Origin of the sequence: Massilia sp. ST3, from assembly GCF_018119405.1 — a bacterium.
In the GTDB taxonomy this organism is placed as follows: domain Bacteria; phylum Pseudomonadota; class Gammaproteobacteria; order Burkholderiales; family Burkholderiaceae_D; genus Telluria.
Genome location: NZ_JAGPWC010000027.1, coordinates 42,224 through 67,988, shown reverse-complemented (window position 1 = coordinate 67,988; position 25,765 = coordinate 42,224). Strand labels below are relative to the sequence as shown.

Annotated in this window: 23 protein-coding genes; 6 read left to right on the top strand and 17 right to left on the bottom strand. The window is 66.3% G+C overall.

Annotated elements, in window-relative coordinates; translation table 11 throughout:
* The 5 genes from KBW98_RS11675 to apbC form a co-directional block, all read right to left on the bottom strand.
* Nucleotides 1-1,257 (bottom strand): aminotransferase class I/II-fold pyridoxal phosphate-dependent enzyme (locus KBW98_RS11675; RefSeq protein WP_211520307.1); only part of this gene is annotated, 1,257 nt, incomplete at its 3' end.
* Nucleotides 1,258-1,318: 61 nt separating this feature from the next.
* Complete coding sequence (locus tag KBW98_RS11670; RefSeq protein ID WP_211520306.1) at nt 1,319-3,865, bottom strand: bifunctional diguanylate cyclase/phosphodiesterase; 2,547 nt, start codon at nt 3,863-3,865, stop codon at nt 1,319-1,321.
* A gap of 136 nt (nt 3,866-4,001) precedes the next feature.
* Nucleotides 4,002-4,361 carry a hypothetical protein gene (locus KBW98_RS11665; RefSeq protein WP_211520305.1) on the bottom strand — a complete coding sequence of 120 codons (360 nt, stop codon included), beginning with the start codon at nt 4,359-4,361 and terminating at the stop codon, nt 4,002-4,004.
* A gap of 70 nt (nt 4,362-4,431) precedes the next feature.
* Nucleotides 4,432-6,645, bottom strand: a complete 2,214-nt coding sequence (locus KBW98_RS11660; protein WP_229429134.1) for an ATP-binding protein — start codon at nt 6,643-6,645, stop codon at nt 4,432-4,434.
* 241 nt (nt 6,646-6,886) lie between these two features.
* Nucleotides 6,887-7,975: an iron-sulfur cluster carrier protein ApbC gene (apbC, locus tag KBW98_RS11655; RefSeq protein ID WP_211520304.1), complete on the bottom strand. Its 1,089-nt coding sequence runs from the start codon at nt 7,973-7,975 to the stop codon at nt 6,887-6,889.
* Between the two features lie 159 nt (nt 7,976-8,134).
* Between apbC and metG the strand changes: the two genes are divergently transcribed.
* The 6 genes from metG to KBW98_RS11625 all read left to right on the top strand — a co-directional run bounded on the left by metG (nt 8,135) and on the right by KBW98_RS11625 (nt 14,789).
* A complete protein-coding gene (gene metG, locus KBW98_RS11650) occupies nt 8,135-10,273 on the top strand; it encodes a methionine--tRNA ligase (protein ID WP_211520303.1) in 2,139 nt (712 codons plus the stop codon).
* Nucleotides 10,274-10,560: 287 nt separating this feature from the next.
* Nucleotides 10,561-11,877, top strand: coding sequence for a hypothetical protein (locus KBW98_RS11645; protein WP_211520302.1), 1,317 nt, complete (start codon nt 10,561-10,563; stop codon nt 11,875-11,877).
* Between the two features lie 65 nt (nt 11,878-11,942).
* Nucleotides 11,943-12,152: a DUF3460 family protein gene (locus tag KBW98_RS11640; protein ID WP_211520301.1), complete on the top strand. Its 210-nt coding sequence runs from the start codon at nt 11,943-11,945 to the stop codon at nt 12,150-12,152.
* 53 nt (nt 12,153-12,205) lie between these two features.
* Nucleotides 12,206-13,036 (top strand): ScpA family protein, encoded by an 831-nt coding sequence (locus KBW98_RS11635; protein ID WP_373888930.1) that lies wholly within the window; start codon nt 12,206-12,208, stop codon nt 13,034-13,036.
* A gap of 27 nt (nt 13,037-13,063) precedes the next feature.
* Nucleotides 13,064-13,903, top strand: a complete 840-nt coding sequence (panC, locus tag KBW98_RS11630; RefSeq protein ID WP_211520299.1) for a pantoate--beta-alanine ligase — start codon at nt 13,064-13,066, stop codon at nt 13,901-13,903.
* Between the two features lie 115 nt (nt 13,904-14,018).
* Nucleotides 14,019-14,789, top strand: coding sequence for a flagellar brake protein (locus KBW98_RS11625; RefSeq protein WP_373888929.1), 771 nt, complete (start codon nt 14,019-14,021; stop codon nt 14,787-14,789).
* A 195-nt stretch (nt 14,790-14,984) separates the two neighbouring features.
* Here KBW98_RS11625 and KBW98_RS11620 read toward each other — a convergent pair whose 3' ends face one another.
* From KBW98_RS11620 to motA, 12 genes are all read right to left on the bottom strand, one after another.
* Nucleotides 14,985-16,193, bottom strand: a complete 1,209-nt coding sequence (locus tag KBW98_RS11620; RefSeq protein ID WP_211520298.1) for an EAL and HDOD domain-containing protein — start codon at nt 16,191-16,193, stop codon at nt 14,985-14,987.
* Nucleotides 16,194-16,259: 66 nt separating this feature from the next.
* Entirely contained in the window at nt 16,260-16,892 is a 633-nt protein-coding gene (gene cheZ, locus KBW98_RS11615; RefSeq protein WP_211520297.1) for a protein phosphatase CheZ, read from the bottom strand.
* A gap of 1 nt (nt 16,893) precedes the next feature.
* Complete coding sequence (gene cheY, locus KBW98_RS11610) at nt 16,894-17,292, bottom strand: chemotaxis response regulator CheY (RefSeq protein ID WP_005666673.1); 399 nt, start codon at nt 17,290-17,292, stop codon at nt 16,894-16,896.
* A 118-nt stretch (nt 17,293-17,410) separates the two neighbouring features.
* Nucleotides 17,411-18,475, bottom strand: a complete 1,065-nt coding sequence (locus KBW98_RS11605) for a chemotaxis response regulator protein-glutamate methylesterase (protein ID WP_211520296.1) — start codon at nt 18,473-18,475, stop codon at nt 17,411-17,413.
* Nucleotides 18,476-18,492: 17 nt separating this feature from the next.
* A complete protein-coding gene (cheD, locus tag KBW98_RS11600; protein WP_211520295.1) occupies nt 18,493-19,086 on the bottom strand; it encodes a chemoreceptor glutamine deamidase CheD in 594 nt (197 codons plus the stop codon).
* Nucleotides 19,087-19,105: 19 nt separating this feature from the next.
* Nucleotides 19,106-19,960, bottom strand: coding sequence for a CheR family methyltransferase (locus KBW98_RS11595; protein ID WP_211520294.1), 855 nt, complete (start codon nt 19,958-19,960; stop codon nt 19,106-19,108).
* Between the two features lie 90 nt (nt 19,961-20,050).
* Nucleotides 20,051-20,554, bottom strand: coding sequence for a chemotaxis protein CheW (locus KBW98_RS11590; protein ID WP_211520293.1), 504 nt, complete (start codon nt 20,552-20,554; stop codon nt 20,051-20,053).
* Between the two features lie 18 nt (nt 20,555-20,572).
* The gene (cheA, locus tag KBW98_RS11585; protein ID WP_211520292.1) at nt 20,573-22,735 is read right to left on the bottom strand and encodes a chemotaxis protein CheA; all 2,163 of its coding nucleotides are present in this window, start codon (nt 22,733-22,735) and stop codon (nt 20,573-20,575) included.
* Nucleotides 22,736-22,773: 38 nt separating this feature from the next.
* Nucleotides 22,774-23,139 (bottom strand): response regulator, encoded by a 366-nt coding sequence (locus KBW98_RS11580; RefSeq protein ID WP_078030901.1) that lies wholly within the window; start codon nt 23,137-23,139, stop codon nt 22,774-22,776.
* A gap of 74 nt (nt 23,140-23,213) precedes the next feature.
* Nucleotides 23,214-23,762: a chemotaxis protein gene (locus KBW98_RS11575; RefSeq protein WP_211520291.1), complete on the bottom strand. Its 549-nt coding sequence runs from the start codon at nt 23,760-23,762 to the stop codon at nt 23,214-23,216.
* Between the two features lie 24 nt (nt 23,763-23,786).
* Complete coding sequence (gene motB / locus KBW98_RS11570; RefSeq protein WP_211520290.1) at nt 23,787-24,719, bottom strand: flagellar motor protein MotB; 933 nt, start codon at nt 24,717-24,719, stop codon at nt 23,787-23,789.
* 47 nt (nt 24,720-24,766) lie between these two features.
* Nucleotides 24,767-25,621, bottom strand: a complete 855-nt coding sequence (motA, locus tag KBW98_RS11565) for a flagellar motor stator protein MotA (RefSeq protein WP_211520289.1) — start codon at nt 25,619-25,621, stop codon at nt 24,767-24,769.
* Between the last annotated feature and the right edge of the window lie 144 nt (nt 25,622-25,765).

The following is a 25,765-nucleotide window of genomic DNA, read 5'->3' as shown; positions in this document are numbered from 1 at the left end:
CGTGTGGTTGGCCATCAGCTGCAGGCGCAGGCGCGCCGCGCCCAGCGGCACCCCGGGATACTCGACCGGGTTGACGAACACCGCCTCGCGCGCCAGCAGCATGCCGGCGATGCGGGCCGCCGCTTCCGTGCCCATCCAGACCGGCACGATGGGCGAAGGCTCGCCCAGGCAGCGCAGGCCGCATTCCGCCAGCAGCGCGCGCAGCTCGACGGCGTTGCGCATCAGGTCGGCGCGCAGGCCGTCGCCTTCGCTGGACGCGGCGATGCGCAGGCTCTCCAGCACCACCGCCGCCTGCACCGGCGACAAAGCGTTGGAAAACATGTGCGGCCCGGCGTACAGCTGCAGCTGGCGCCGCGCCGGCCGCTCGGCGCAGGCGACGAAGCCGCCGTTGGCCGCGAAAGTCTTGGAAAACGCACCCAGCACGATGTCGATCCGTCCCTGCATGCGCTGGGCGCCGATCACCCCCAGCCCGCCCGGCCCCATCGCGCCGAAGTCGTGCGCCACGTCCACCAGCAGGGTGGCGCCGTATTCGCGGCACAGGTGCTGCAGCAGCGGCAGGTCCGGGCTGTCGGCGTCCATGCTGAACAGACCCTCGGTCACGACCAGGATCGCGTTGGCGCTGTCGCGCGCGCGGATCCCGGCCAGCAGCTCGCGCACATGGTCGCAGTCCAGGTGGCGGTGCACCAGCACGTTGCGCGTGGCGGCCGCCGCGCCCTGGCGCAGCGAGGCATGCGCCAGCTGGTCGATCACGACATAGTCGGCGCCGTGCACCAGCGCCGTGATCGCGCCGAAAGCGGCCGCCCAGCCGGTCGGGAACAGCACCACCTGGCTCAAACCCAGCAGTCCGGCCAGGGCCTGCTCGAGCTGGAGCGAGTAGCGGGTATTCCCCAGCAGGACCGCCGAACCGGCGCTGTGCGGCCCGGCCTCGCCCAGCGCGCGCAGCGCGGCGTCGGCGATCGCGGGATGGGCGGCCAGCGACAGGTAGTCCTGGGAGGCGAAGTTGATCCCGCGCACGGCCGCGGCCTCGCCGTCGCCCACGGTGGCGAGCGGTTCGGGCGGGCCTTCCAGCACGCGCGCGTAGGGCCAGACGCCATGGCGGGCGCGCAGCGCGCACCAGGCGTCGAGCGCGGCGCCGCGGCGCAGCAGGTCGGGACCGCGCGGCTGCGCGAACTGGGCCACATTCCCGTCCAGCGCGCCCGATGCGGAAAGCAGGGGCAGGTCCTGGGCAGGGTCGAAAGGAACGGTTTCATTCAGCACGGGGTCCTCCAGCGATCTAGGGATAAAAGCTTGGCGCGCGGACAGGTCGGCAGCGCCGCGGTCAGGCGGGCAGCGCCGCCGCCAGCGGCTGGCGCGCCAGGAGCGCGGCGATCTTCTCGGGCGCGAGCGGGCGGTCGAACAGGTAACCCTGGGCCGCGTCGCAGCCCATCGCGCACAGGTCGAGCAGCTGCTCGGGGGTCTCGACCGATTCGGCGATCACCGACAGGCCGAGGCGGTGCGCCATCGCGACGATGGTCTCGGCGATCGCATACGAACGCCCCCGGCCGGCCTCCGCGCCCAGGCGGCGCACGAACAGGCCGTCCATCTTGAGGATGTCCACCGGCAGCTCGCACAGGTAGTTCAGGCTCGAATAGCCGGTGCCGAAATCGTCGATCGAGACCACCACGCCGGCCTGGCGCAGGCGGTTCATCACGGCGCAGTTCGCGCCCAGGTCGTCGATCAGCATGCCTTCGGTGATCTCCAGGTCCAGGCAGCGGGCCGGCATGCCGGTCTCGGCCAGGATCGCCATTACGCGGCCGGCCAGTCCCGGCTCCTTGAGCTGGCGCGCCGACAGGTTGACCGCGGTCTTGATCTCGGGCAGGCCTGCCGCGACCCAGGCGCGGTTCTGGCGACAGGCGCTGCGCAGCGCCCACTCGCCGATCGGCACGATCATGCCGGTTTCCTCGGCCAGGGGAATGAAGCGGCCTGGATCGATGCGCCCGTAGACCGGATGCTGCCAGCGCAGCAGCGCCTCGACGCCGATCATGCGCCGGCTGGCCAGGTCGAGCTGGGGCTGGTATTCGAGGAACAGCTGGCCGCGCGCCAGCGCGTCGCGCAGGCCGTTCTTCAGCGCCAGGCGTTCGCTGGGCGGCTGGGCCTCGACACCGCGATACACCCGGACGCTGTTCTCGCCCCACTCCTTGGCGCAGCGCATGGCGATGTCGGCGCGCTTGAGCAGCGCATCGAGGTCGCAGTCGGCCGCCGGGTACAGGGCCACGCCGACGGCCAGGCTGACGAAGCATTCGCGCCCGCCGACCTCGATCGGCAGCGCGAAGCGGTCGAGGATCTTTTCCGCCACCTGCCGGGCGTCGGCTTCCGCGCCCAGGTCCTCCAGCAGCGCGATGAATTCGTCGCCGCCCCAGCGCGCCACGGTGTCGCAGTCGCGCAGGCAGCGCCGGATCGCCGCGCCGCTCTGGGCCAGCAGAGCGTCGCCCGCCTCGTAGCCGAGGGCGTCGTTGACTTCCTTGAAGCGGTTGATGTTCAGGAGCAGCAGCGCGATCAGGCGCCGGTTGCGGTTGGCGCGGTCCATCGCATGGCGCAGGCGGTCGCGCAGCAGGCGCCGGTTCAGCAGGCCGGTGAGCTGGTCGCAATGCACGCCGTCGAGCACGCGTCCCAGCGTGGCGCCCAGGTCGCGCGGATCGGCGCCTGGCGCGCCCGCTGGCTCGGCCACGGCGCCGCGTTCATCCTCGCCGTGGCACAGCACCCGGTTGCGGCCCAGCGACTTGGCCAGGTAGAGCGCCTCGTCGGCGCGCACGATGGTCTGGGCGCTCGGCTCGCCCAGCCGGTATTCGGCCACGCCCGCCGACACGGTCAGCGTGATCGCGCTGCCGCCCTCCTTGCCATCGCCCTCGCCGTCCGTGCAGCGCAGGCTTTCGATCACGCCGCGGATCCGCTCGGCGAGCACCACCGCGTCGGCGGCCGGGGTCTCCGGCAGCATCAGGAGGAACTCTTCCCCGCCGTAGCGCCCGAAAGCGTCGGTGCCGCGGATCTGCCCCTGCACCGCCTCGGCGAAGGCGCGCAGCACCATGTCGCCGGCACTGTGGCCGTAGGTGTCGTTGATGCGCTTGAAGAAGTCGATGTCGAACAGGCACAGGCAAAAGCCGCGGCCGTTGCGGTCGCTGCGCTCCTTTTCCTTGTCGATCAGGCCAAGCAGGAAGCGCCGGTTATGGCTGCCGGTCAGTTCGTCGCGGATGGCCAGCTCGTTGATGGTGGACAGGGCCTGCTGCAGCTTGACGAAGCCCTCGGTCTTGGTCAGCTCGAACAGCAGCACGAAGACCAGCACCACCACGTACAGGCCGATATCGCACACCAGGTGCAGCAGCGCCATGTCGGCCGCCGGCGCCGCGGGCACTGCGAGGCTCGATGCCTGCACCCCGTAGATCACGCTGGCGCTGGCGCAGCTCATCGCCAGCCAGAAGGCGGCGCAGCGCACCCCGCCCAGGAACATGGCCACCACCGGTCCCGTGATCAGCCAGCTGGCGGTCGGCGCGGCGATGCCGCCCAGGTGCCAGGTCAGCCAGGAAAAATTGAAGAACAGCGCGCACAGAAAGAGTTCGCGCGCGGCCAGGATGCAGCCGGTGGCGCGCAGCACGGCCGGCGCCATCAGCATGCAGGCGCTGCACAGCAGGATCTCCACGGCCGCCGTCTGCAAGCCAAGCAGCCAGTAAGCCAGTGCATACAGCGGGCCCGCGGTGCCGGCCATGACGGCGGCGTTGACGACATTCTCGGCGCGCGCCATCACCGCGGCGTCCTGCTGCAGCGGCGCCGGTATGAAACGATGGATCCCCGCTAGATAGCGCCCGCCCCAGCCCACACGATTGTCGTTCATCTGGTTCCCATCCCGCACCCTGGCGCCTTGGCAAGACGCTCCAAGGACTGAGTTTAGGTAGGAACTACCGGACGACTTTAATTCTGGACAGAAAGGTGTCGGAAAGAAGCGCGGCCTGCAACAGCCCGCCCAGCGCTCAGGGATGCACGGCAGGGCTCAGGGAAGGCTCGACATTGCGCAAGGTGACCAGCGCCCGGTACTCGGTATCGTCCAGCACGAACTCCAGGCGCGCCCGGGGCGGGTAGCTGGTCTTGATCAACATGGCCGAAGCCATGCGCGCATCGAAGGCCGTCCGTACCCAGCCGGCGATGGCCTGCGGCTTGCGTTCCGGCGCCTCGCGCAGGATCCGGGTGACGGCCTGGACGTGGGCGGGCCGCTCGCGCCGCACCTGTTCCAGCGCACCCGGCGCGTCCAGGTCGACCTGGCGGCGCGGCTCGGCGCCGGCGGACGCGCACAGCATGGCGCCGGCGAACAGTAGAGCCAATTTGCGTGTCATGGCAAGCTCCTTGCAAGCTGGTTCCAGTGTACTCCGCCTGCACGCGGCGCGGCAATGGCAGCCGCCGCGGCTAGGCGCCGGCCTGCTGCGCGATCCGGCCGAGCAGGTCCAGCAGTTCGGCCGCATCGACCGGCTTGACCAGGTGGTAGTCGAAACCCGCCGCGCTGGTCGATGCGCGGTCGCTGTCCTGGCCATAGCCGGTGACGGCGACCAGGACCGCGCCGGCGGCCTGCGGCATCGCACGCAGCTGCCGGGCCAGGGCCAGTCCGTCGACCTCTGGCAAGCCGATGTCGAGCAGGAAGACTTGCGGACAGCCGGACGCCGCGGCCTCGAGCGCCGACGCGCTGGTATACGACGCGCATGCCGGGAAGCCCCAGGCCTGCAGCAGGCCGGCCAGGGCGTCGGCGGCGTCGCGGTTGTCGTCCACCACCAGCATGCTCAGCGGCCGGCCGGCCCGCTCAGCCGCCGGCGCGCGGCCGGCCGGCGCACCGGGGCCGGACGGCGGCTGGTCGAGACGCGGCAGGTGCAGCGTGAACCGGCTGCCCTTTCCGGCGCCGTCGCTGTGCACCGTGATGGCGCCGCCATGTGACTCCACCAGGCTGCGCGCCAGGGCCAGGCCCAGCCCCAGTCCGCCCTGCACCCGGTCGGGCGTACGCCGCCCTTGCACGAACAGGTCGAACACCCGCGTGGCGAGTTCGGCATCGATGCCGATCCCGTTGTCGGCGACGGTCAGCTCGATCTCGTCCGCCAGATTACGCATCCGCACCCGCACCGTGCCGCCCTCGGGTGTGAACTTGCCGGCGTTGACCAGCAGGTTGACCACGACCTGGACGATGCGCTTGCGGTCGGCGCTGACCAGGGCCGGTTCCGGCGGCAGCTCGACTTCGAGCCGGTGGCGGCGCGCATCGAGCTGCGGCGCGGCCTGCTCCAGCGCTTCGGACACGACATAGCGCAGGTCGAGCGGGGCCCGGGACAGCGCGACCAGCCCGCGCGTGACCCTGGCGACGTCGAGCAGGTCGTCGATCAGGCCTTTCATGTGGCCGACCTGGCGCGCGATCACCGCGGCGGCCTGGCGCACGCGCCGCGGATCCTCGGCCGCCACCGCCAGCAGCTGCGCGGCCGCGCTCACCGGCGCCAGCGGATTGCGCAGCTCGTGGGCCAGCATGGCCAGGAATTCATCCTTGGCGCGGTTGGCGTGGGACAGCTCGGCCACCAGCGCCTCGCGCTCGCGGTGCGCCTGCTCCAGCAGCTGGCGCTCGGTCGCATCGCGCGTGAAGCAGCGGCTGTAGCGCAGCTGGCCGTCCTCGAAGCAGGCGTTCGAGCTGATGACCACGTTGCGCAGCGAACCGTCCTTGCAGCGCAGGCGGGCCGGCAGGTCGTGCAGCGTGTCGCCCGCCTTCAGGCGGCGCAGGATCTCGCCGATGACCTCCGGGTCCTCGTGGAATTCGGCGATGTGGCGCCCGACGTATTCTTCCCAGCGGTAGCCCAGCAGGGCGAGCTCCGCGGCATTGGCCCAAAGGATGATGCCGTCCGGCCCCACGCGGTGCAGGCCTTCGGCGGCGTTCTCGACGAAGTCCACCAGCTCGCGCTCGCGGTGCCTGAGGGTCTGCTCGGCTTCGCGGGCGCGCGCCGCCTCGCGGCGCAGGGCCTGGTTCTTCTGCTCGAGGACGGCGAGCCGGTGGTACAGGTCCTGCGGCCCGTCCTCGGCCGCGCCGCCGTCCGGGCACACGTGGTCGTGCTCGCAGCAGACGCGGTGGAAGTTCACTGCCTGGTCTTCGGTCGGGAACAGGTGCCAGGGATAGGCGCAGAACAGCGAGAAGCGGCAGGCCTCGGCCAGCTCGTTCCACAATTGTTCGAGCCGCACGGCCGCGTCGTACAGGCCTTGCTCGCACAGCAGCGCGACCATCTCGCCGAAGGCGTGGACCGGCGCCCCGGATGCGCAGGCCCGGCGCACGGCGGCCCCGACCACCGCCTCGAAGCGCCCCGCGTCCGGCCAACCGCCGACCATGAATTGCGCCAGCGTGCCAGCCGCGTCAAGCAGGATGAGTTCGCCCGGAAACCAGCCGGGCCGTCCTTCCGGGGAGCCAAAGCCCGCCAGCTGCCGCCGCAGGGCCGCGAGGTGGCCGGGCGTGGCGATGACGATGGCCGCGCCGCCGCCGCGCAAGCCCCGGTCGAGGAATTCGGCGACTTCCGCCAGCACCGTCGCGGCATCGTGGTAGAAGCGCACGACATGCCTGGGCGTGGAGGCACGGTCCTGCACCGGGATCTGCATACTGGTCGACAAGGCAGGCTCTCCGTAGGGACGGGACCGGAAAAGCGCGTCGCCGGCGCAGCCTGGCAGCCGGGACGGCGGTCCGTCATATTTCCAATTGCATAAAAGCAATGCCGGCCATCTTAGCATTGCGACCCAGCCGCACGCGTGGCTGGTGCAAATTCAGAGTTTTCCTACAGGCCTTTGGAGAGAGGCGGGATCGATGCAGATACGGCTCCAGGCCCGCGCCGGGCCCGGAACACAGTACCGGACCTTAGTCGTTCTTGACGACGATGCTCGGGAACCTGGCGCTCATGTCCTTGGCCTTGTCGGCCACCTTGATGGCGATCCTGCGCGCGATCTGCTTGTAGACGTCGGCCACGGCGCCGTCCGGATCGGCCACCACGGTCGGACGGCCGGAGTCGGTCTGCTCGCGGATCGACATGGTCAGCGGCAGCGAGCCCAGGAAGTCGACGCCGAAGTCCTTGCACATCTTGGCGCCGCCGCCTTCGCCGAAGATATGCTCCACGTGGCCGCAGTTCGAGCAGATGTGGGTCGACATGTTCTCGACCACGCCCAGGATCGGGATGCCGACCTTCTCGAACATCTTGAGGCCCTTGCGCGCGTCCAGCAGGGCGATGTCCTGCGGGGTGGTGACGATCACGGCGCCGGTGACCGGCACCTTCTGCGACAGGGTCAGCTGGATGTCGCCGGTCCCCGGCGGCATGTCGACGATCAGGTAATCGAGGTCGCGCCAGTTGGTCTGCTCGAGCAGCTGCTGCAGCGCGCCGGTGACCATCGGGCCGCGCCAGACCATGGGCTCGTCCGGGTCGATCATGAAGCCGATCGAGGACACCTGCACGCCGTGGTTCTCCAGCGGCTCCATGGTCTTGCCGTCGCGGCTCTCGGGACGGCCATTGATCCCCAACATCATGGGTTGCGAGGGGCCGTAGATGTCGGCGTCCAGGATGCCGACGCTGGCGCCTTCGCTCGACAAGGCCAGGGCCAGGTTGACGGCGGTGGTCGACTTGCCGACCCCGCCCTTGCCGGAGGCGACGGCGATGATGTTCTTCACGTTCGGCATGACCTTCAGGCCGCGCTGGACCGCGTGCGAGACGATCTTGCTGGTGACCTTGACCGTGACCTGGCCGACGCCCGGCAGCGCCTTCACGGCCGCCGTCACCTGTTCGCGGATCGCGGGAACCTGGCTGGCCGCGGGATAACCCAGCTCGATCTCGAAGCTGACGTCCGCCCCGGCGACCTGGACCTGCTTGACCGATTTGGACGCGACGAAGTCTTTCCCGGTGTTAGGATCGATAACCGCCGACAGCGCTGCCTTGACCTCGTTCTCAGTAATGCTCATGTATTTCTCCGAATGTGATGGCCGAAAGTGTAGCGCAAAATGCACTTCGTCCTCTTGCCGGAATGGCAAAATCGGCCGCCACCCGAGCAATACCCCCTGCGCGAACAAGGCCATCCGCTGTTAAAATGCTTCTTTTCATATAACCAGAGCGTCTCGACCATGACCCGCAAGCTGTTTGTCACCACTGCCCTGCCCTACGCCAACGCAGCCTTCCATATCGGCCACATGATGGAATACATCCAGGCCGACATCTGGGTCCGCTTCCAGCGAATGCAGCGCGATGGCGGCGTCCAGCGCCAGGTGCACTTCGTCTGCGCCGACGATACGCACGGCACCCCGATCATGATCGCCGCCGAGAAGGAGGGCATCACGCCCCAGGAGTTCGTGGCCAAGATCGCCGCCGGCCGCCCGCAATACCTGGACGGCTTCCACATCGCCTTCGACAACTGGTATTCGACCGATTCGCCGGAAAACGTCGAGCTGTCCCAGGGCATCTACCGCAAGCTGCGCGATGCCGGCCTGATCGTCACCAAGACCGTCGACCGCTTCTACGACCCGGTCAAGGGCATGTTCCTGGCCGACCGCAACATCAAGGGCGAGTGCCCGACCTGCCACGCCAAGGACCAGTACGGCGACAACTGCGAAGTCTGCGGCGCCGCCTACCAGCCGACCGAACTGATCAACCCGTTCTCGGTGTTCACGGGCTCGACCCCGGTCCTGAAACCCTCGGAGCAGTACTTCTTCAAGCTGTCCGACCCGCGCTGCTTCCAGTTCCTCAAGGAGTGGCTGAACACCCCGGGCCGCCTGCAGCCGGAAATGGTCAACAAGGTCTCGGAATGGCTGGGCGAATCCGGCGAGAAGCTGGCCGACTGGGACATCTCGCGCGATGCGCCCTACTTCGGTATCCCGATTCCCGACGCACCGGGCAAGTTCTTCTATGTGTGGCTGGACGCGCCGGTCGGCTACCTGGCCTCGCTCAAGAACTACTTCGACAAGCAGGGCCTGGACTTCGAAGCCTTCCTGAACGACCCGCAGGCCGAGCAGCTGCACTTCATCGGCAAGGACATCGTGTCCTTCCACCTGCTGTTCTGGCCGGCGATGCTGAACTTCTCGGGCCACCCGATCATCGACAAGCTGAAGGTCGCCGTCCACGGCCACCTGACCGTCAACAACGAAAAGATGTCGAAGTCGCGCGGCACCGGCATTTCGCCGCTGCGCTACCTGGAACTGGGCATGAACCCGGAATGGCTGCGCTACTACCTGGCCTTCAAGCTCAACGCCCGGGTCGAAGACCTCGACTTCAACGGCGAGGACTTCGTCAACCGCGTGAACAGCGACCTGATCGGTAAATACGTCAACATCGCCAGCCGCTGCGCCGGCTTCATCGCCAAGAAGTTCGACGGCAAGCTGGCCGACACCCTGTCCGGCGATGCGAAAGGCTGGATCTGCAAGGCCCTGATGAGCGAAGGCGTGGAACGCCAGGCCAGCATCGCCGCCAGCTTCGAGGCGCGCGAGTACGGCAAGGCGCTACGCGAGATCATGGAGATCGCCGACGTCACCAACCAGTACGTGGACGAGAACAAGCCCTGGATCCTGGCCAAGGACGAGACCAAGCTGGCCGAGCTGCACGACGTCTGCACCACCGCCCTGATCCTGTTCCGCCAGCTGACCATCATGCTGTCCCCGGTGCTGCCGCAGGTGGCGGCGCGCGTGTCCGAGTTCCTGGGCGACGCCGAGCTGAGCTGGGCCGACACCCATGGCGCGGCCGTCTACGAGACCATGCTGGGTCGCACCATCGGCGCCTACAGCCACCTGATGCAGCGCGTGGACGCCAAGATGGTCGAGAACCTGTTCGACAAGCCGGCCGCGCCGGCTGCAGCTCTTGCCCCAGCCACCGCCGAGACCGCCGCTCCGGCCGCCGACGCGGCGCCGGCCGGCGACATCGAGGAGCTGGCCCCGGAAATCTCGATCGACGACTTCACCAGGATCGACCTGCGGGTGGCCAGGATCGTCAACTGCGAACACGTGGAAGGCGCCGGAAAGCTGCTGCGCCTGACCCTGGACGTGGGTGAAGGCCGCTACCGCAATGTGTTCTCGGGCATCAAGTCGGCCTACAAGCCGGAAGACCTGGTCGGCAAGCTGACCGTGATGGTCGCCAACCTGGCCCCGCGCAAGATGAAGTTCGGCGTCTCGGAAGGCATGGTGCTGTGCGCATCAAGTGCCGACGAGAAGGCGAATCCGGGTCTCTACCTGCTCGACCCGATGCCGGGCGCGACGCCGGGGATGCGGATTCGCTGAGGCATTCTCGTTAGTTAGCATACGAACCGTCGTTCCGGCGAAGGCCGGAACCCAAGTTTGCATGCGCTAACGCGACGCTCAACTTAGGCTCCGGCCTTCGCCGGAGGTCGTACCCTCCAGTGAAGGGTACGACGGTTTTGGGGCTAACTAAACCCTCCGAACTGGGCCAGAATGACTACAGGAATGGCCCCGGAAACCAATTCCGGCGCCCGTAGCGGGTGATACAATGACACGCTTTTTGTGTAGAACAAATGCCCCTACATACCTTTTGATAGGCAGCTAATAATATGACCGAATTCAAACCTCTCCGCCACATCCCGCACGCCAACGTGTTCCGCAAAGGCGACGTGTTCGTCCTGTTCGGCGAACTGTTCGGCCGCGGCTATGTGAACGGCCTGATCGACGAGGCCCGCGCGGCCGGCATGACCATTGTCGGCATCACCGTGGGTCGCCGCGACGAGTCCGGCGCCCTGCGCGCGCTGACCGCGGAAGAACACGCCGAAGCGGAAGAGAAGCTGGGCGGCCGCATCATCAACGTGCCGCTGATGGCAGGTTTCGACATGGATGCGCCCGAAGGCGAGCAGAACCCGACCGAGATGCTCTCGGGGATCACCCTGAAGAGCTGGCAGGAAGACAAGCTGGACTGGGAAAAGATCGAGCGCTGCCGCGAAGCCGGCGTGCGCCGCTTCACCAGCTCGGCCGCCACCGTCATGGCCGAGATCGACAAGCTGGTCCCGCAAGGCGCCAATGTCTTCTTCGCCCACACCATGGCCGGCGGCATCCCGAAGATCAAGGCTTTCCTGGCCATCGCCAACCGCATCTACAAGGGCCGCGGCGAGCGTTTCATGTCCTCGCGCGCCCTGCTCGACAGCGACCTGGGCAAGCTGATCCTGATGAACTTCGACGAAGTCACCGCCAACACGCTCAAGTACCTGATCGATGCATCAAGCAAGATCCGCGAGCGCGTGACCGCGGCCGGCGGCGAAGTGCGCTATACGGCCTACGGCTACCACGGCACCGAGGTCCTGATCGGCAACGAGTACGTCTGGCAGACCTACACCAACTACACCCAGGGCTACGCCAAGATGCGCCTGGAGTCGGTGGCCGAGGCGGCCTGGAAGCAAGGCGTCTGGGCGACCGTGTTCAACTGCCCGGAAATCCGCACCAATTCGTCCGATATCTTCGTCGGCGTCGAACTGCCGCTGATCCCGCTGCTGAAGGCGCTCAAGCGCGAAGGCGGCGGCGCCTGGGCCGACGAGCAGTGGCGCATCTGCCAGGACCTGCTGAACGAGGGCGTGTCGCTGCAGAGCGTGCTGGACAAGCTGGAAGGCTACAACCAGGACGCCACCAGCGCCCACTTCCGCAACTTCGAAGCCTGGCCGATGGACAACACGCCGGCACTGGCGGACGTCATGATCGGCACCTCGGACGAGATCACCGCCCTGCACAAGGACCGCAAGGCCCTGATCACCGACCACCTGTCCAGCCTGGTGCTGGAAGGCGCCGGGCCGCTGATGTTCCATGGTGCGGCCGAGAAAATCGCCCCGGTGCTGTGGCTCAGCCACGACATCATTGCCCGCCAGCTGAACGAGCTGCATAAATAAGCTTGACGCGGGACGCGCGGGGCAGAAGAATCTGCCCCGTCTCTCGTTTACTTCTCTTAAGAATCATGATCTTCAAGAAACAACACTCGATGTACGAATCCGAGCACACCAAGTTCATCAAGGAACTGAAGGGCCAGCTGCCGGGTATGGAAGAACGCCAGCAGGCGGGCCGCGCCCTGCTCTGGGACAAGGCTCCGCTGTCGCTGGACGAACAGGCGCGCGTCAAGGAATCGCGCCTGCGCCAGAACGCCTACCCCTACCAGACCAAGGTCTGAGCCAGAAGGCGCCCATGCTGCCCGACCAGGCCGCGCAGGAGCCGGCCGAACCGATGCCGGCATCCGGGGCGCCGCCTCTCCCAGCTGACGACACGGCGGACCCCGCCGGCGCCATCGCGCGCCTGTACGGCGAGCCGCTGACGCGCCTGCCGAACGACCTGTACATCCCTCCGGATGCGCTCGAGGTCTTCCTCGACGCCTTCGAAGGTCCGCTCGACCTGCTGCTCTACCTGATCCGCAAGCAGAACTTCAACATCCTCGACATCCCGATGGCGCAGGTGACCCTGCAATACCTGGAATACGTCGAGCAGATCCGCCAGCACAACCTGGAGCTGGCGGCCGAATACCTGCTGATGGCCGCGATGCTCATCGAGATCAAGTCGCGCATGCTGCTGCCGCGGCGCCAGGACGACCTGGTCGAGGACGTGGGCGACCCGCGCGCAGAACTGGTGCGCCGGCTGCTGGACTACGAGCAGATCAAGAGCGCCGCCGTCCAGCTGGGCCAGCTGCCCCAGGAAGGCCGCGACTTCGTGCGCCCCGCCCTGTTCGTGGAACAGGGCCTGGCGCCCGTCTGGCCGGATGTCGACCCCTGGGACCTGCAGCGGGCCTGGTTCGACGTCCTGCGCCGCGCCAAGCTGACCCAGCACCACCGGATCAGCCGCCAGGAGCTGTCGGTGCGCGAGCACATGTCGGCCATCCTGCGGACCCTGCAGTCGCAGCGCTTCGTCGAGTTCGGCGAGCTGTTCGCGGGCCAGCACGGGGTGCCGATCGTGGTAGTACACTTTGTGGCCATGCTCGAACTCGCGAAAGAAACCCTCATCGAAATCACCCAGGCCGAGCCCTTTGCGCCCATCTATGTGCGCCTGGCCTATTCGCCGGCCTGAGGCCGGCTTTCACCTCCCTGTCAGCCCATGAAAATCATTTCCTCCATTGACGAATTGCGCGACCAGTTGCGCGGCCAGCTGCGCACCGCCTTCGTGCCGACGATGGGCAACCTGCACGAGGGCCACCTGTCCCTGATGCGCCTGGCGCGCCGCCACGGCGACCCGGTGGTGGCCTCGATCTTCGTCAACCGCCTCCAGTTCGGCCCGAACGAGGACTTCGACAAGTACCCGCGCACCTTCCAGGACGACGTCGCCAAGCTGGAAAAGGAAGGCGTCTACGTGCTGTTCGCGCCGACCGAGAAGGACATGTACCCGGAACCCCAGGAATACCGCGTGCGCCCGCCCGACGGCCTGGGCAACACCCTGGAAGGCGAATTCCGTCCCGGCTTCTTCGAAGGCGTGTGCACGGTCGTGACCAAGCTGTTCTCCTGCGTGCAGCCGCGCGTGGCCGTGTTCGGCAAGAAGGACTACCAACAGCTGATGATCGTGCGTAACATGGCGCGCCAGTTCGCCCTGCCGACCGAGATCATCGGCGCCGAGACCTACCGCGCCGAGGACGGCCTGGCCCTGTCCTCGCGCAACGGCTACCTGTCGGCCAGCGAGCGCGCCGAAGCGCCGGTCCTGTACCGCAACCTGAACGCCGTGGCCGAGGCCGTGCGCGGCGGCGAGCTCGACCTGGCGGCCGTGGAAGCGCGCGCCATGGCCGAACTGGCCGGACGCGGCTGGCAGCCGGACTACGTCTCGATCCGCAAGCGCAGCGACCTGCAGGCGCCTGGCGCCGCCGACATGGAACGTGGCGAGGCGCTGGTGGTGCTGGCCGCCGCCAAGCTGGGCAACACGCGCCTGATCGACAATCTCGAGATCTGATCCTGTTGTTTTGTTGAGCGATATCAAAACAACACTGAAGCTTGCGAAATTGCAACACGAACAGAACGGGCGTATATTAGTAGTTTCACTTACTGCTCACGCCCCAGGATTCGCCGTGAACGATACTGTCATCGCCATTGCCCGCAAGGGCCCGCCCAAGCCCGCCGACGCCGTCACCCGCATCGGCGGCAACCTCGAGCCGCACGAGATGCGCGACCCCTTCGATATCGGGGAAGCGCTGACCACCCTGGCGGAGCGCGGCGACGCGGTCACCGTGTTCCCGGCCGGTTACGTGGAACCGCTGCTGGCCCGGATCGAGTCGGTGGACCCGGAGCTGCCGCATTTCGTGCTGGACTTCACCGGCAGCGAAATGCCGCCATCGGGCAAGCTGGTCTTCGTGGCGTCGATCGGCGGCAACGCCAAGCTGCAGTTCGAACTGGAGGGCGACTGGCGGGCCCTGGACGGCCGGCCGATGATGGTGCACGCCGAGTTCCCGGAAAGCTGCCTGGTGCTCAACCGCCGCGCCGCCCGCCGCATCGAGACCCCGGTCGGGGTGAACTACACCGCGAGTTTCGCGCTGCAGGGACGCCAGTATGAATTGCCGCTGTACGACTTCTCGCAAAGCGGCGTCGGACTGCGCGCGACGCCGGACCAGTGCTTCGGGCTGACGGTCGGGAAGAAGATCACGGGCGCCCGGCTGGAACTGGGCCCGGCGCTGACCCTGATCGCCGACCTGGAAGTGCGGCTGCTGCGGCCGTTCAAGACCTTCCTGCTGGGCGAGCAGGTGCAGGTGGGCTGCAGTTTCGCGAGTATCTCGATGCAGATGCAGCAGACGCTGGAGCGGTTCGTGACCAGCGGAGTGCCGGAGCGGAGGGCGGCGCGCTAGGCGTCGTCTTTCGGTTCGCGGCTGGGGTGCCGATTGTGGTTTAGCTGGGGAACTTGGATCCCCGCCTTCGCGGGGATGACGAGGTGGAGCAGCTGGCCTAAGCAAGTGTAACGATATTCGTCAGCGCGTAAACGTCATCCCCGCGCATGTCGAAACAATGCCACTGGCATTGTTTCGCCCAAGTTCGCCCGCCGCCTATACCGCCACGCTCTGCGCCCACGCCAGCGCCGACAAATGCGCCTTGTTGACCTCGAGCGGGCTGATATCCAGCGACTGCGCCAGCGACGCCACCAGGTTCGAATTCAGTTCGCAGGCCTCGGCCAGCGCCAGGAAAGGCCCATACTTGCCCTCGCGCCTGAGCAGGGCCGCCACCACCTCGTCCGGCAGCGGAATCGTCTCCAGCACCTCCTGCATCGGCAGCCCGAGCAGGCGGTCGAGCAGCGAGAACATCCCCGCCACGAACAGATTCTCCCCTTCCCCGCGCCCCAGCCGGATCTCGCCCAGCAGCTCGGCCAGGCGGCCGCGCACGACGGCGGTTTCCATCAGCACCGGCGAATAGCCGCTCTGGCTGGCCGTGGCCAGCAGCAGCACCAGCCAGCGGTACAGGGGCGCATAGCCCATCAGCGAGATCGCCTGGCGCAGGGACTGCACCTCGCGGCCGGCGCCGAAGCCGGCGGAATTGATGAAGCGCAGCAGCTTGTAGGTGAGCGCCGGATCGCGCTTGAGCACGTCCTCGATCTTGGGCACGTCCTCGTTGTTCTGCACCATCTGCATCAGCTGCAGGATGGTGCCCTGGGTCGGGTTCATGCCCTTGACCGGGTTGCCCGGGCGCGGGGTCAGGTGCAGCTTGCCGACGAAGGCGTCCAGGCCGAGCGCGGCGCAGGCGTCGAAGTCGGCCCAGGTGGCCACCGGGCGGCCCACCATGCGCACCGCCGAATGCTTGGCGGCGGCATAGGTGCGGGCCTGCTCGCCCACATCCAGGCCGGTGAAGCGCACCTCGACATACGAGGCATACGGGGACAGGTTGCGCGCCAGGATGTTCATGTCGGCGCCGCGGATCGAGATCCCGACGCCGCCCGCGCGCACCGCCTGCACGGCGGCGCGCACGCCGGTGTCGGTCAGCTGGCGGATGTTCAGGGTCAGAACCGTCTTCTCGGGCGGCAGCGCATGCAGGGCGTCGGTCGACAGCATGGCCGGCACCGCGTCGAGGAACAGCAGCTTGTCGCGCAGCAGCCAGCCGAGCTCCTCGTGCTGGACATGCTCGGCCACGAAGCCGACCAGGTCTTCCAGCTGCTGGTCGGTCACGGCCTGCCCGGCCTGCTGCTGCCACGAGAGTTCGTAGCCGATGACCCGCTGCTTGGCATCGAGCAGCGGTTCACGAACGATGAAGTTTGTTTGATGCATGGTGCGCCGTGGTGGGACCGACCGGTGGTGTGAAGCCCTGGGTGAAACGTGTTGCGCGGCGCGCGCTCAGAACCCGAGGCTGTCGAGCAGGTCGTCGACCTGGCCCTGGTCGGCCACGACTTCGCTGCGGCCTTCAGGGTTGATCTGCGGGCCATTCAGCAGGCCGTTGTCCAGCTCGCGCTTGATCTCGCTCGGGGCGAAGTCGATCAGCACCTGCACCAGCTGCTTCTCGAGATTCTGGGCGATGCCCGTGATGCGGCCGATCACCTGGCCGGTCAGGTCCTGGAAGTCCTGGGCCATCATGATGTTCATCAGCTCGCCACGGGTGGCGACGGCGCCCGCGCGCGCTTCGTCCAGCGCGGTCACGGTGCGCATCGCCAGCGCACGCCAGTCGGCCTCGCTCGCGCCATTGTCCAGCAGGGCCTGCCAGCTCGAGGACAGCTCGGCCGAACGGGTCTCGATCGCATCCTGCAGCGGCGAAGCCGCATCGGTCGCGTCGAGCACCTTCTTGGCCGCCTGCTCGGACAGCCGCGCCACGTAGTCGAGGCGGTCGCGCGCATCGGGGATGTCGCTCGCGGCCTTTTCGATCAGCTTGTCGAGGCCGAGCCCGCGCAGGCTCTCGTGCAGCGCGCGGGTCATGTGCCCCACCCGGCTCAGGACCTCGTCGTGCGAGGTCTGGACGGCGTTCTGGTCAAGCATCTCAGGCCCCGGCTTTGTCGAGTTTTTCGAAGATCTTGTTGAGCTTTTCGTCCAGGGTCGCGGCCGTGAACGGCTTGACCACGTAGCCGCTGGCGCCCGCCTGGGCGGCGGCGATGATGTTTTCCTTCTTCGCTTCCGCGGTCACCATCAGCACCGGCAGCTTGGCCAGCGCGGGATCGGCACGGATGTTCTGCAGCATGGTCAGGCCGTCCATGTTCGGCATGTTCCAGTCCGACACCACGAAGTCGAAGGACTCGCTGCGCAGCTTGGCCAGCGCCATCACGCCATCTTCGGCCTCGTCGACGTTGGCGTAACCCAGTTCCTTCAGCAGATTTCGCACGATGCGGCGCATCGTCGAGAAATCGTCAACAACCAAAAACCGCATCTTTGGATCAGCCATGAATTACTCCGTTTGAATCTTTTATCTGGTTAGATGGTGAGCGCTGCTTTACAGGCTCAAGAATAGCATTTTTGTTGCCGTACGGCGATAAAATGGTCCGAAAAGCACCTCGTCCGGATCAAACACGCAACGCCCGGCTACCTTGCGCGGCCAATTGTTCCATGACCATGCGCGGCAAGGCCTGCAACGGGCCCACTTCGTGGGCCGCGCCGATGGCGATCGCCTCGCGCGGCATGCCGAACACCACGCAGGTCGCTTCATCCTGGGCGACGTTATAGGCCCCCGCCTGGCGCATTTCCAGCATGCCCGCGGCGCCGTCCTTCCCCATGCCCGTCAGGATAACACCAACCGCATTCTTGCCGGCGGCCTGCGCGGCCGAACGGAACAGCACATCGACCGAGGGCCGGTGGCGGTTGACGGGCGGGCTCTGCTCGATCCGGGTCATGTAGTTGGCGCCGGAACGGGTCAGGAGCAGGTGCGAATGCCCTGGAGCAATATAAGCATGGCCCGGCAGCACCCGCTCGTTGCCCTGCGACTCGACCACGCTGATCTTGCACAGCGAATCCAGGCGCTTGGCGAAGGAGGACGTGAAGCCTTCCGGCATGTGCTGGGCGATCAGGATGCCCGGGCAGTCCGAGGGCATCTGCATCAGGAACTCGCGGATCGCCTCGGTGCCGCCGGTGGAGGCGCCGATGATGATCAGTTTTTCCGACGAGATCAGGGGGCTGCGCAGGGCCGACAGGGGCACGCTGGCGCCCGCGGGCTGGGCCTTGCGCGGGGCGATGCGGGCGCGCGCGGCGCCGCGGATCTTGTCCGCGATCATGTCCGCGTACTCGCGCATCCCGGTCTGGATCGACAGCTTGGGCTTCGTGACGAAGTCGACCGCGCCCAGTTCCAGCGCCCGCATCGTGATTTCCGAGCCGCGCTCGGTCAGCGAGGACACCATCAGCACCGGCATCGGCCGCAGGCGCATCAGCTTTTCCAGGAAATCGAGGCCGTCCATTTTGGGCATCTCGACGTCCAGGGTCAGCACGTCCGGGTTGTGCTTCTTGATCAGTTCGCGCGCGACGAGCGGATCGGGGGCGGTCGCCACCACTTCCATGTCGGGCTGGGAGTTGACGATCTCGCTCATCACGCTGCGGATCAGCGCGGAGTCGTCGACAATCAGCACCTTGGTCTTCATGTTGTGTCCCTTTCGAATCAAAACAGGTCGATGTCGCCGCCGACCGGCTCGACCTTGAGTCGCTTGGCGTAGTCGAGTTCGCGCTTCGCCAGCGTATCGTTTTGGGTTTGCATCAGCTTCTTCACCAGCACCTTGCCGGTCTTGGGGAAGAAATACACCTTGCGCGGATAGATGTCGTTCAGGTCCTCGGCCAGCACCGGGATGCGTTCGGTCTTCAGGAACTGCATCACGAAGGAGGCGTTGCGCTCGCCCACGTTCATGGCCGAGAAGCCGCGCAGCACCGCGCCGCCGCCGAACACCTTGGCTTCCAGGTGCTCGCGCCGCGCGCCGGCCTTGAGCAGGTCGTTGATCAGGACCTCCATCGCGAAGGTCCCGTAGCGCATCGAGGCCGACACCGGGTTGCCCGCTTCGCCGCCGTCGGGCAGCATGAAGTGGTTCATGCCGCCCAGGCCGGTCACGCGGTCGCGGATGCAGGCCGAGACGCAGGACCCGAGCACGGTCACGATCAGCATGTTCTTGCCGGTGTAGTAGTACTCGCCGGGCAGGATCTTGGCGGCGTCCACGTCGAAGGTACGGTCGTAGTAGACGTTGGTGGCGAACTGGCTATTCATGGTGTGGCCTGGTGGGCGCTCAGGCGCCCCGTTGGTCGAGCTCGTATACGGTCTTGCCGCGCAGGCGCAGCGAATCCGACACGTACAGGAAGTTCTCGGAATGGCCCGCGAACAGCAGCGCGTGCGGCTTCATCAGCGGCACGAAGCGGCTCAGGATCTTGCGCTGGGTGTCCTTGTCGAAGTAGATCATCACGTTGCGGCAGAAGATCGCGTCGAAGGGTCCCTCGACCGGCCAGCCGTCGGCAAGCAGGTTCAGCTGCTTGAAGCTGACCAGGTTGCGCAGCTCCGGGCGCACCCGCGCCATGCCCTCGTGGCCGCCCTTCCCTTTCAGGAAGAAGCGTTTCAGGCGCTCGATCTCCATCTTGTCCACGCGCTCCATCGGATACACGCCGTTGGCGCCGGTGGCCAGCACATTGGTGTCGATGTCGGTGGCCACGATCTGCACCGGCGGCGTGAGCGTGTTGAAGGCCTCGCAGGCCGTCATCGCGATCGAGTACGGCTCCTCGCCGGTGGAGGCGGCCGAGCACCACACGGTGAGCGTGCGGCGCTCGCGCTGATGCAGCGCCTTCAGGTGCTCGGCGAGCAGCGGAAAGTGGTGCGCCTCGCGGAAGAACGAAGTCAGGTTGGTGGTCAGCGCGTTGGTGAAGGATTCCCACTCGGCCTGCATGCGCCCCGCTTCCAGGTCGTCCAGGTAGCGCCCGAAGGACTGCATGCCGGTGGCGCGCAGGCGCCGCGCCAGGCGGCTGTAGACCATTTCCTGCTTGCTGTCGGCCAGCGAAATGCCGGCGCGCTGGTAGATCAGCGCGCGTACGCGTTCGAAGTCACGGCGCGTGAAATCGAACTCCTTGACGGTGTCTGCTTTTTGCTGCGGCACTTTGCCTGCCTTTTATCTCGTTGACCGGTTGCCCCTTCCAGGGCCGCCGGTGTTTGCTCCGTGCCTTGCCGTATTCCAGCCCGCTCCCGCTCAGGCCGCGATCTTGTCCATCAGGCCCATTTCGCTGGACGACATCAGCTTGTCGATGTCGACCAGGATCAGCATGCGCTCGTCCACGGTGCCCAGGCCGATCATGTACTCGGAATTGAAGGCGGTGCCCATTTCCGGGGCCGGCTTGATCTGGTCCGGGGTCAGGGTGGTCACGTCCGAGACGCTGTCCACCACCATGCCCATGATGCGCCCGCCGATGTTCAGGATGATCACGACGGTGAACTGGTCGTACACCGGGGTGCCCAGCTTGAACTTGATGCGCATGTCCACCACCGGGATGATGATGCCGCGCAGGTTGATCACGCCCTTGATGAATTCGGGGGCGTTGGCGATGCGGGTGACGGCTTCGTAGCCGCGGATTTCCTGGACCTTCAGGATGTCGATGCCGTATTCCTCGGCGCCCAGCTTGAAGGCCAGGAATTCGCTGCCGGCGCCGTCATGCACGGCGCCGTCCGCCGGTTTGTTGTTCTGTACAGAAGACATGTTCAGCTCCTATGGATGTCAAGATTGTTGTAGCGCGACGGGATCGTCGGCCAGCTGGCGCGAAGAGCGCACCAGCGCCGCCACGTCCAGGATCAGGGCGACGCCGCCGTCGCCCATGATGGTGGCGCCCGAAATGCCGGCCACCTTGCGGTAATTCGCTTCCAGGTTCTTCACCACCACCTGCTGCTGGCCCACCAGCTCGTCCACGAACAGGGCCGCCTTGCGCCCTTCGGTCTCGAGGATCACGACGATGCCTTCGCAGGGATCGGTGATGCGCGGAGTGATGCCGAACATCTGGTGCAGCGGAATCAGCGGCAGGTATTCGCCGCGCACTTTCAGCACGCGCCCGCGGCCCGCGATTTCCCTCACGTCGGCCGGCGTCGGCTGGAGCGACTCGACCACGAAGGACAGCGGCAGGATGTAGATCTCTTCGCCGCAGCTGATCGACATGCCATCCAGGATCGCCAGCGTCAGCGGCAGCGAGATCGAGATGGTGGTGCCGAAGCCGCGCGCCGAACGGATGTCGACGCTGCCGCCCATGGCGGTGATGTTGCGCTTGACCACGTCCATGCCGACGCCGCGGCCGGAGACGTCGGTCACCTGCTCGGCGGTCGAGAAGCCCGGCGCGAAGATCAGCTGCCACACCTCGGCATCGCTCATGTTGTCGGACACGGCCAGCCCGTTCTGGGCGGCCTTGGCCAGGATGCGCTCGCGGTTCAAGCCGCCGCCATCGTCGGCGACTTCGATCACGATGTTGCCGCCCTGGTGGCCGGCCGACAGGAACAGGCGTCCCGCTTCCGACTTGCCGGCCGCGACACGGGCCGCCGGCATCTCGATGCCGTGGTCGATCGAGTTGCGCACCAGGTGGGTCAGCGGGTCGACGATGCGCTCGATCAGGCCCTTGTCCAGCTCCGTCGCGGCGCCGTGGGTGATGAAGTCGACCTTCTTGCCGAGTTTCGAGGCCAGGTCGCGCACCATGCGCGGGAAGCGCGAGAACACGAAGTCCATCGGCATCATGCGGATCGACATCACGGCTTCCTGCAGCTCGCGCGTATTGCGGCCCAGCTGGCTGATGGAACTGAGCAGGCGCTCGTGGGTCATCGGGTCCAGGTTGCCGGTGCGCTGTTCCAGCATCGCGTTGGTGATCACCAGTTCACCGATCAGGTTGATCAGCTGGTCGACCTTCTCGACCGACACGCGGATGGAGGACGACTCGGCCTGCGGATCCTTCTTGGCGGACGCCTTCTTCTCGGCCGCCAGCTCGGATAGCTCGATCGGCTCCGGACGCTGCGAGACCACGGCGACCGGCGCTTCGGCGACGATGCCGGCCGCGGCGCGGATCTGCTCGATCGGCTGGAAGAAGCCGTAGCCGCGCTCGTCGTCCGAGAGTTCGTCTTCTTCCTGCTTGGGCGCCTCGTCGTCGAAGTCGAAGAAGCCGTAGCCCTGCTCGTCCTCGATGCGCTTGCGCTCGGCGGCCTCGATGGCGCGCTGCTCCGGGGTCAACGCCGGCGCCTCGAAGATCTTGAGGTCGTCCGGGTTGAGCACGAAGGAGCAGATCGCGATGATGTCGTCCAGGCTCTCGTGGGTGGTGATGATCAGGGCGCTGCGTCCGCCGTCGAGCGGCGTGACCTTGACCCGGCCCATCAGGCCGAGTTCGTCCACCAGGGCGTTGATGTCGCGCTGCGCGACGTCCGGCATCTCGATCTTGTAGCGGTGCGCACCCTCAGTCGGGTGATGGGTCTTGGCGTCAAGCGTCAGGAAGGACGGCGCCACCACCGGCGCCTGCGGCACCAGGCCCTCGGCCAGGTCGTGCAGCACCATGCGCACGTTGGCCACCGCTTCCTGGTCCACGGCCGCGCCGTGGCGGTGGCCGTCGAGCAGCATCTTGAGGCTGTCCTTGGCGGCCAGGAAGGCGTCCACATGGTTCGAGGTGAGGGCCATCTCGCCCTTGCGGATACGGTCGAGCAGCGACTCCAGCACGTGGGTCACTTCGCTCATGTCGGTCAGGCCGAAGGTCGACGCGCCGCCCTTGACCGAGTGGGCCGTGCGGAAGATCGCGTTCAGGTCTTCGGCGTCGGGCGCAGCGACATCGACGCCCAGCAGCAGCCGCTCCATTTCGGCGAGCAGTTCCTCTGCCTCGTCGAAAAAGACCTGGTAAAACTGGCTGATGTCGATGCTCATGTTTCAGTCCGGACAGTTAAGCGATGCGCCTGCGCGCATCAGCCGATCACTTTCTTGACGACCTCGATCAGGCGCTGCGGATCGAAGGGCTTGACCAGCCAGCCGTTGGCGCCGGCGGCGCGGCCCTTGGCCTTCATCTCGTCGGACGATTCGGTGGTCAGCATCAGGATCGGGGTCTTGGCGTAGGCCGGCAGGGTGCGCAGGGTCTTGATCAGCGCCAGGCCGTCCATGCGCGGCATGTTCTGGTCGGTCAGGACCAGGTCCACGGCCTGCTGCTTCGCCTTGTCGAGGCCATCCTGGCCGTCGACGGCTTCCACCACGTTGTAGCCAGCCGCCTTCAGGCTGAAGGCCACCATCTGGCGCAGCGAACTGGAATCGTCGACCGCGAGAATCGTTTTTGCCATGTTTTGCTCCTGCTGTTTTATATCCGGCTAATGCCGGTGAATGTTGGTGTGATGAACTCTGTAAAACGCCGCGCTCAGAACAGCTCGATGTCGCCGCTCTCGAGGTGCCGCTGCTCGACCGACTTGCGCAGCATGCTGCGCAGCTCGAGCGACTGGATCGCCAGCGCCATGCTGACCTTGCCCAGCCGTTCCACGATCTCGTCGCTGTCCGTTTCCGGCGCGATATCGGCCCCGTGCTCGCTGAGCGTGCCGAGGAAGTCGCGCAGGCCGGCCACGCGCTTGAGCGTGCGTTCGATCAGCTGGCTCGTCATGTCCTGGAACTGCATGCTCGTGATCGCCGAGTTCACGTGCTGGCCGATCTCGCCCGACATCGCGGACAGCGTCTCGCTGTCTTCCGGGGTCGGGGTGCCGCCCGCCAGCAGGCGGTCGATCGTCGCCTGGCGCGAACCGACGGCCGAGTGAATCGCCATGAAACTGCCGGTCAGCTTGTCGATGGCTTCCTCGAGCAGCAATTCGGTCTGCAGCAGGTCGGTCTCGACCTCGTTCAGGTGCCGGCGCCCATGCACGGACACGCCCGACAGCAGGCGCTTCACATGTGATCCGAGTATCTTTTTTCTTGTCATTCTAGTCCTCCAGTCCCGGCCGGGCTACTTTTGCACCGCGCCGGCTGTCGCCACCGCCGCGGTCTGGGTGTCCTGCGCCGGCACCTCGAGGGTGGCGGCGTCGCGCATCACGGCTTCCTCGGTGCGCTTGTTCATCACGATGATGCTGATGCGGCGGTTGATCGGGTTGAACGGATCCTTGCGGTCGAGGTGGGCGGCCGAGGCCAGGCCCACCACGCGCAGGACCTTGTCCTCGCCCAGGCCGCCCTGCACCATCTCGCGGCGCGAGGCGTTGGCGCGGTCCGCCGACAGCTCCCAGTTGCTGTAGCCCGCCTCGCTGTAATACGGGGTCGAGTCGGTATGGCCCGACAGGCCGACCTTGTTGGGCACTTCGTTGAGCACCATGCCGATCACGTGCAGGATCTCGCGGGTATAGGGCTGCAGCTCGGCCTTGGCCAGCGCAAACATCGGGCGGTTCTTCTCGTCCACGATCTGGATGCGCAGGCCTTCGCTGGTAATGTCGAGCAGCAGCTGGTTCTTGTACTTCTTGAGCAGCGGGTTGACCTCGATGATCGACTCGATCTTCGCCTTCAGCGACTCCAGGCGCATGCTTTCCTGGCGCTCGATCGCGGCCTTGGCGGCCTGCAGGTCGTAGGTCTTCGAGGTCGGGTCGATGTCGCCCTTCTTGACCTGGCCGGCACGCCGGGTCAGGTCGGTACCGCCGCCCTTGATCACGGACGACGAGTCGCCCGAACCCGAGCCGCCCTGCATCGCCACCTTGAGCGGATTCTTGAAGAACTCCGAAATGCCTTCCAGGTCGCCTTTCGAGGTGGAGCCGAGCAGCCACATGAGCAGGAAGAAGGCCATCATCGCGGTCACGAAGTCCGCGTACGCGATCTTCCACGCACCACCGTGGTGGCCGCCGGCCACCTTCTTGATGCGCTTGACGACGATGGGGCGCATGCCGTCGTCAGCCATGCGCACCTCCCGCGTTCAGGTTGTGGAAAGCAAAGGGCATCGCGCGCTTACTTCTTCTTCTTGATGTGCTCTTCGAGCTCGGCGAAGCTCGGGCGCTCGGTCGAGTACAGCACCTTGCGGCCGAATTCGACGGCCAGGGCCGGGGCATAGCCGTTCAGGCTGGCCAGCAGGGTCACCTTCACGCACTGGAACATCTTGGTCGATTCTTCGAGCTTCTGTTCGAGCACGCTGGCCAGCGGGCCGACGAAGCCGTAGGCCAGCAGGATGCCGAGGAAGGTGCCGACCAGCGCTTTCGCGATCAGGATTCCCAGCTCGGCCGGCGGGATACCCACCGATTCCATGGTGTGGACCACGCCCATCACCGCGGCCACGATACCGAATGCCGGCAGGCCGTCGCCCAGCTTGGCGATGCAATGCGCGGGGATGGCGCCTTCGTGGTGATGGGTTTCGATCTCGTTGTCCATCAGGTTTTCGATCTGGAAGGCATCCATGTTGCCCGACACCATGAGGCGCAGGTAATCGGTCATGAACTCCACGATGTGGTGGTCGGCCAGCACCATCGGGTATTTCGAGAACAGGGGCGAGGCTTCCGGCTGCTCGATGTCGCCTTCGATCGACATCAGGCCTTCCTTGCGGACTTTCGACAGCACGTCGAACTGGAGCGCCATCAGCTCCATGTACATGTCCTTCGTGTAGTGGGAACCCTTGAAGATGGTCGGGAAGGCCTTCATCGTGGCCTTGATCGATTTCGCGTTATTGCCGACGAAAAAGGCACCAACGGCCGCGCCGCCGATCATCAGGAGCTCGATAGGCTGGAACAGGGTCCCCAGGTGGCCGCCCGCCATTGCGAAACCGCCGAACACCGAAATGCAAACGACGATGTAACCGATAATAACTAACAAGGGAAATCCACTCCGAAAATGCCGAAATAACCATTCCGGCAGACTAAAAACGCTGATTTTGGAAAATATTTACCTAGGGAACTACAATAGCTTGAGAATGGCCCATGGGCAAGTAAAACAGCCCTTTTCCCCTGCGGTGTGTCG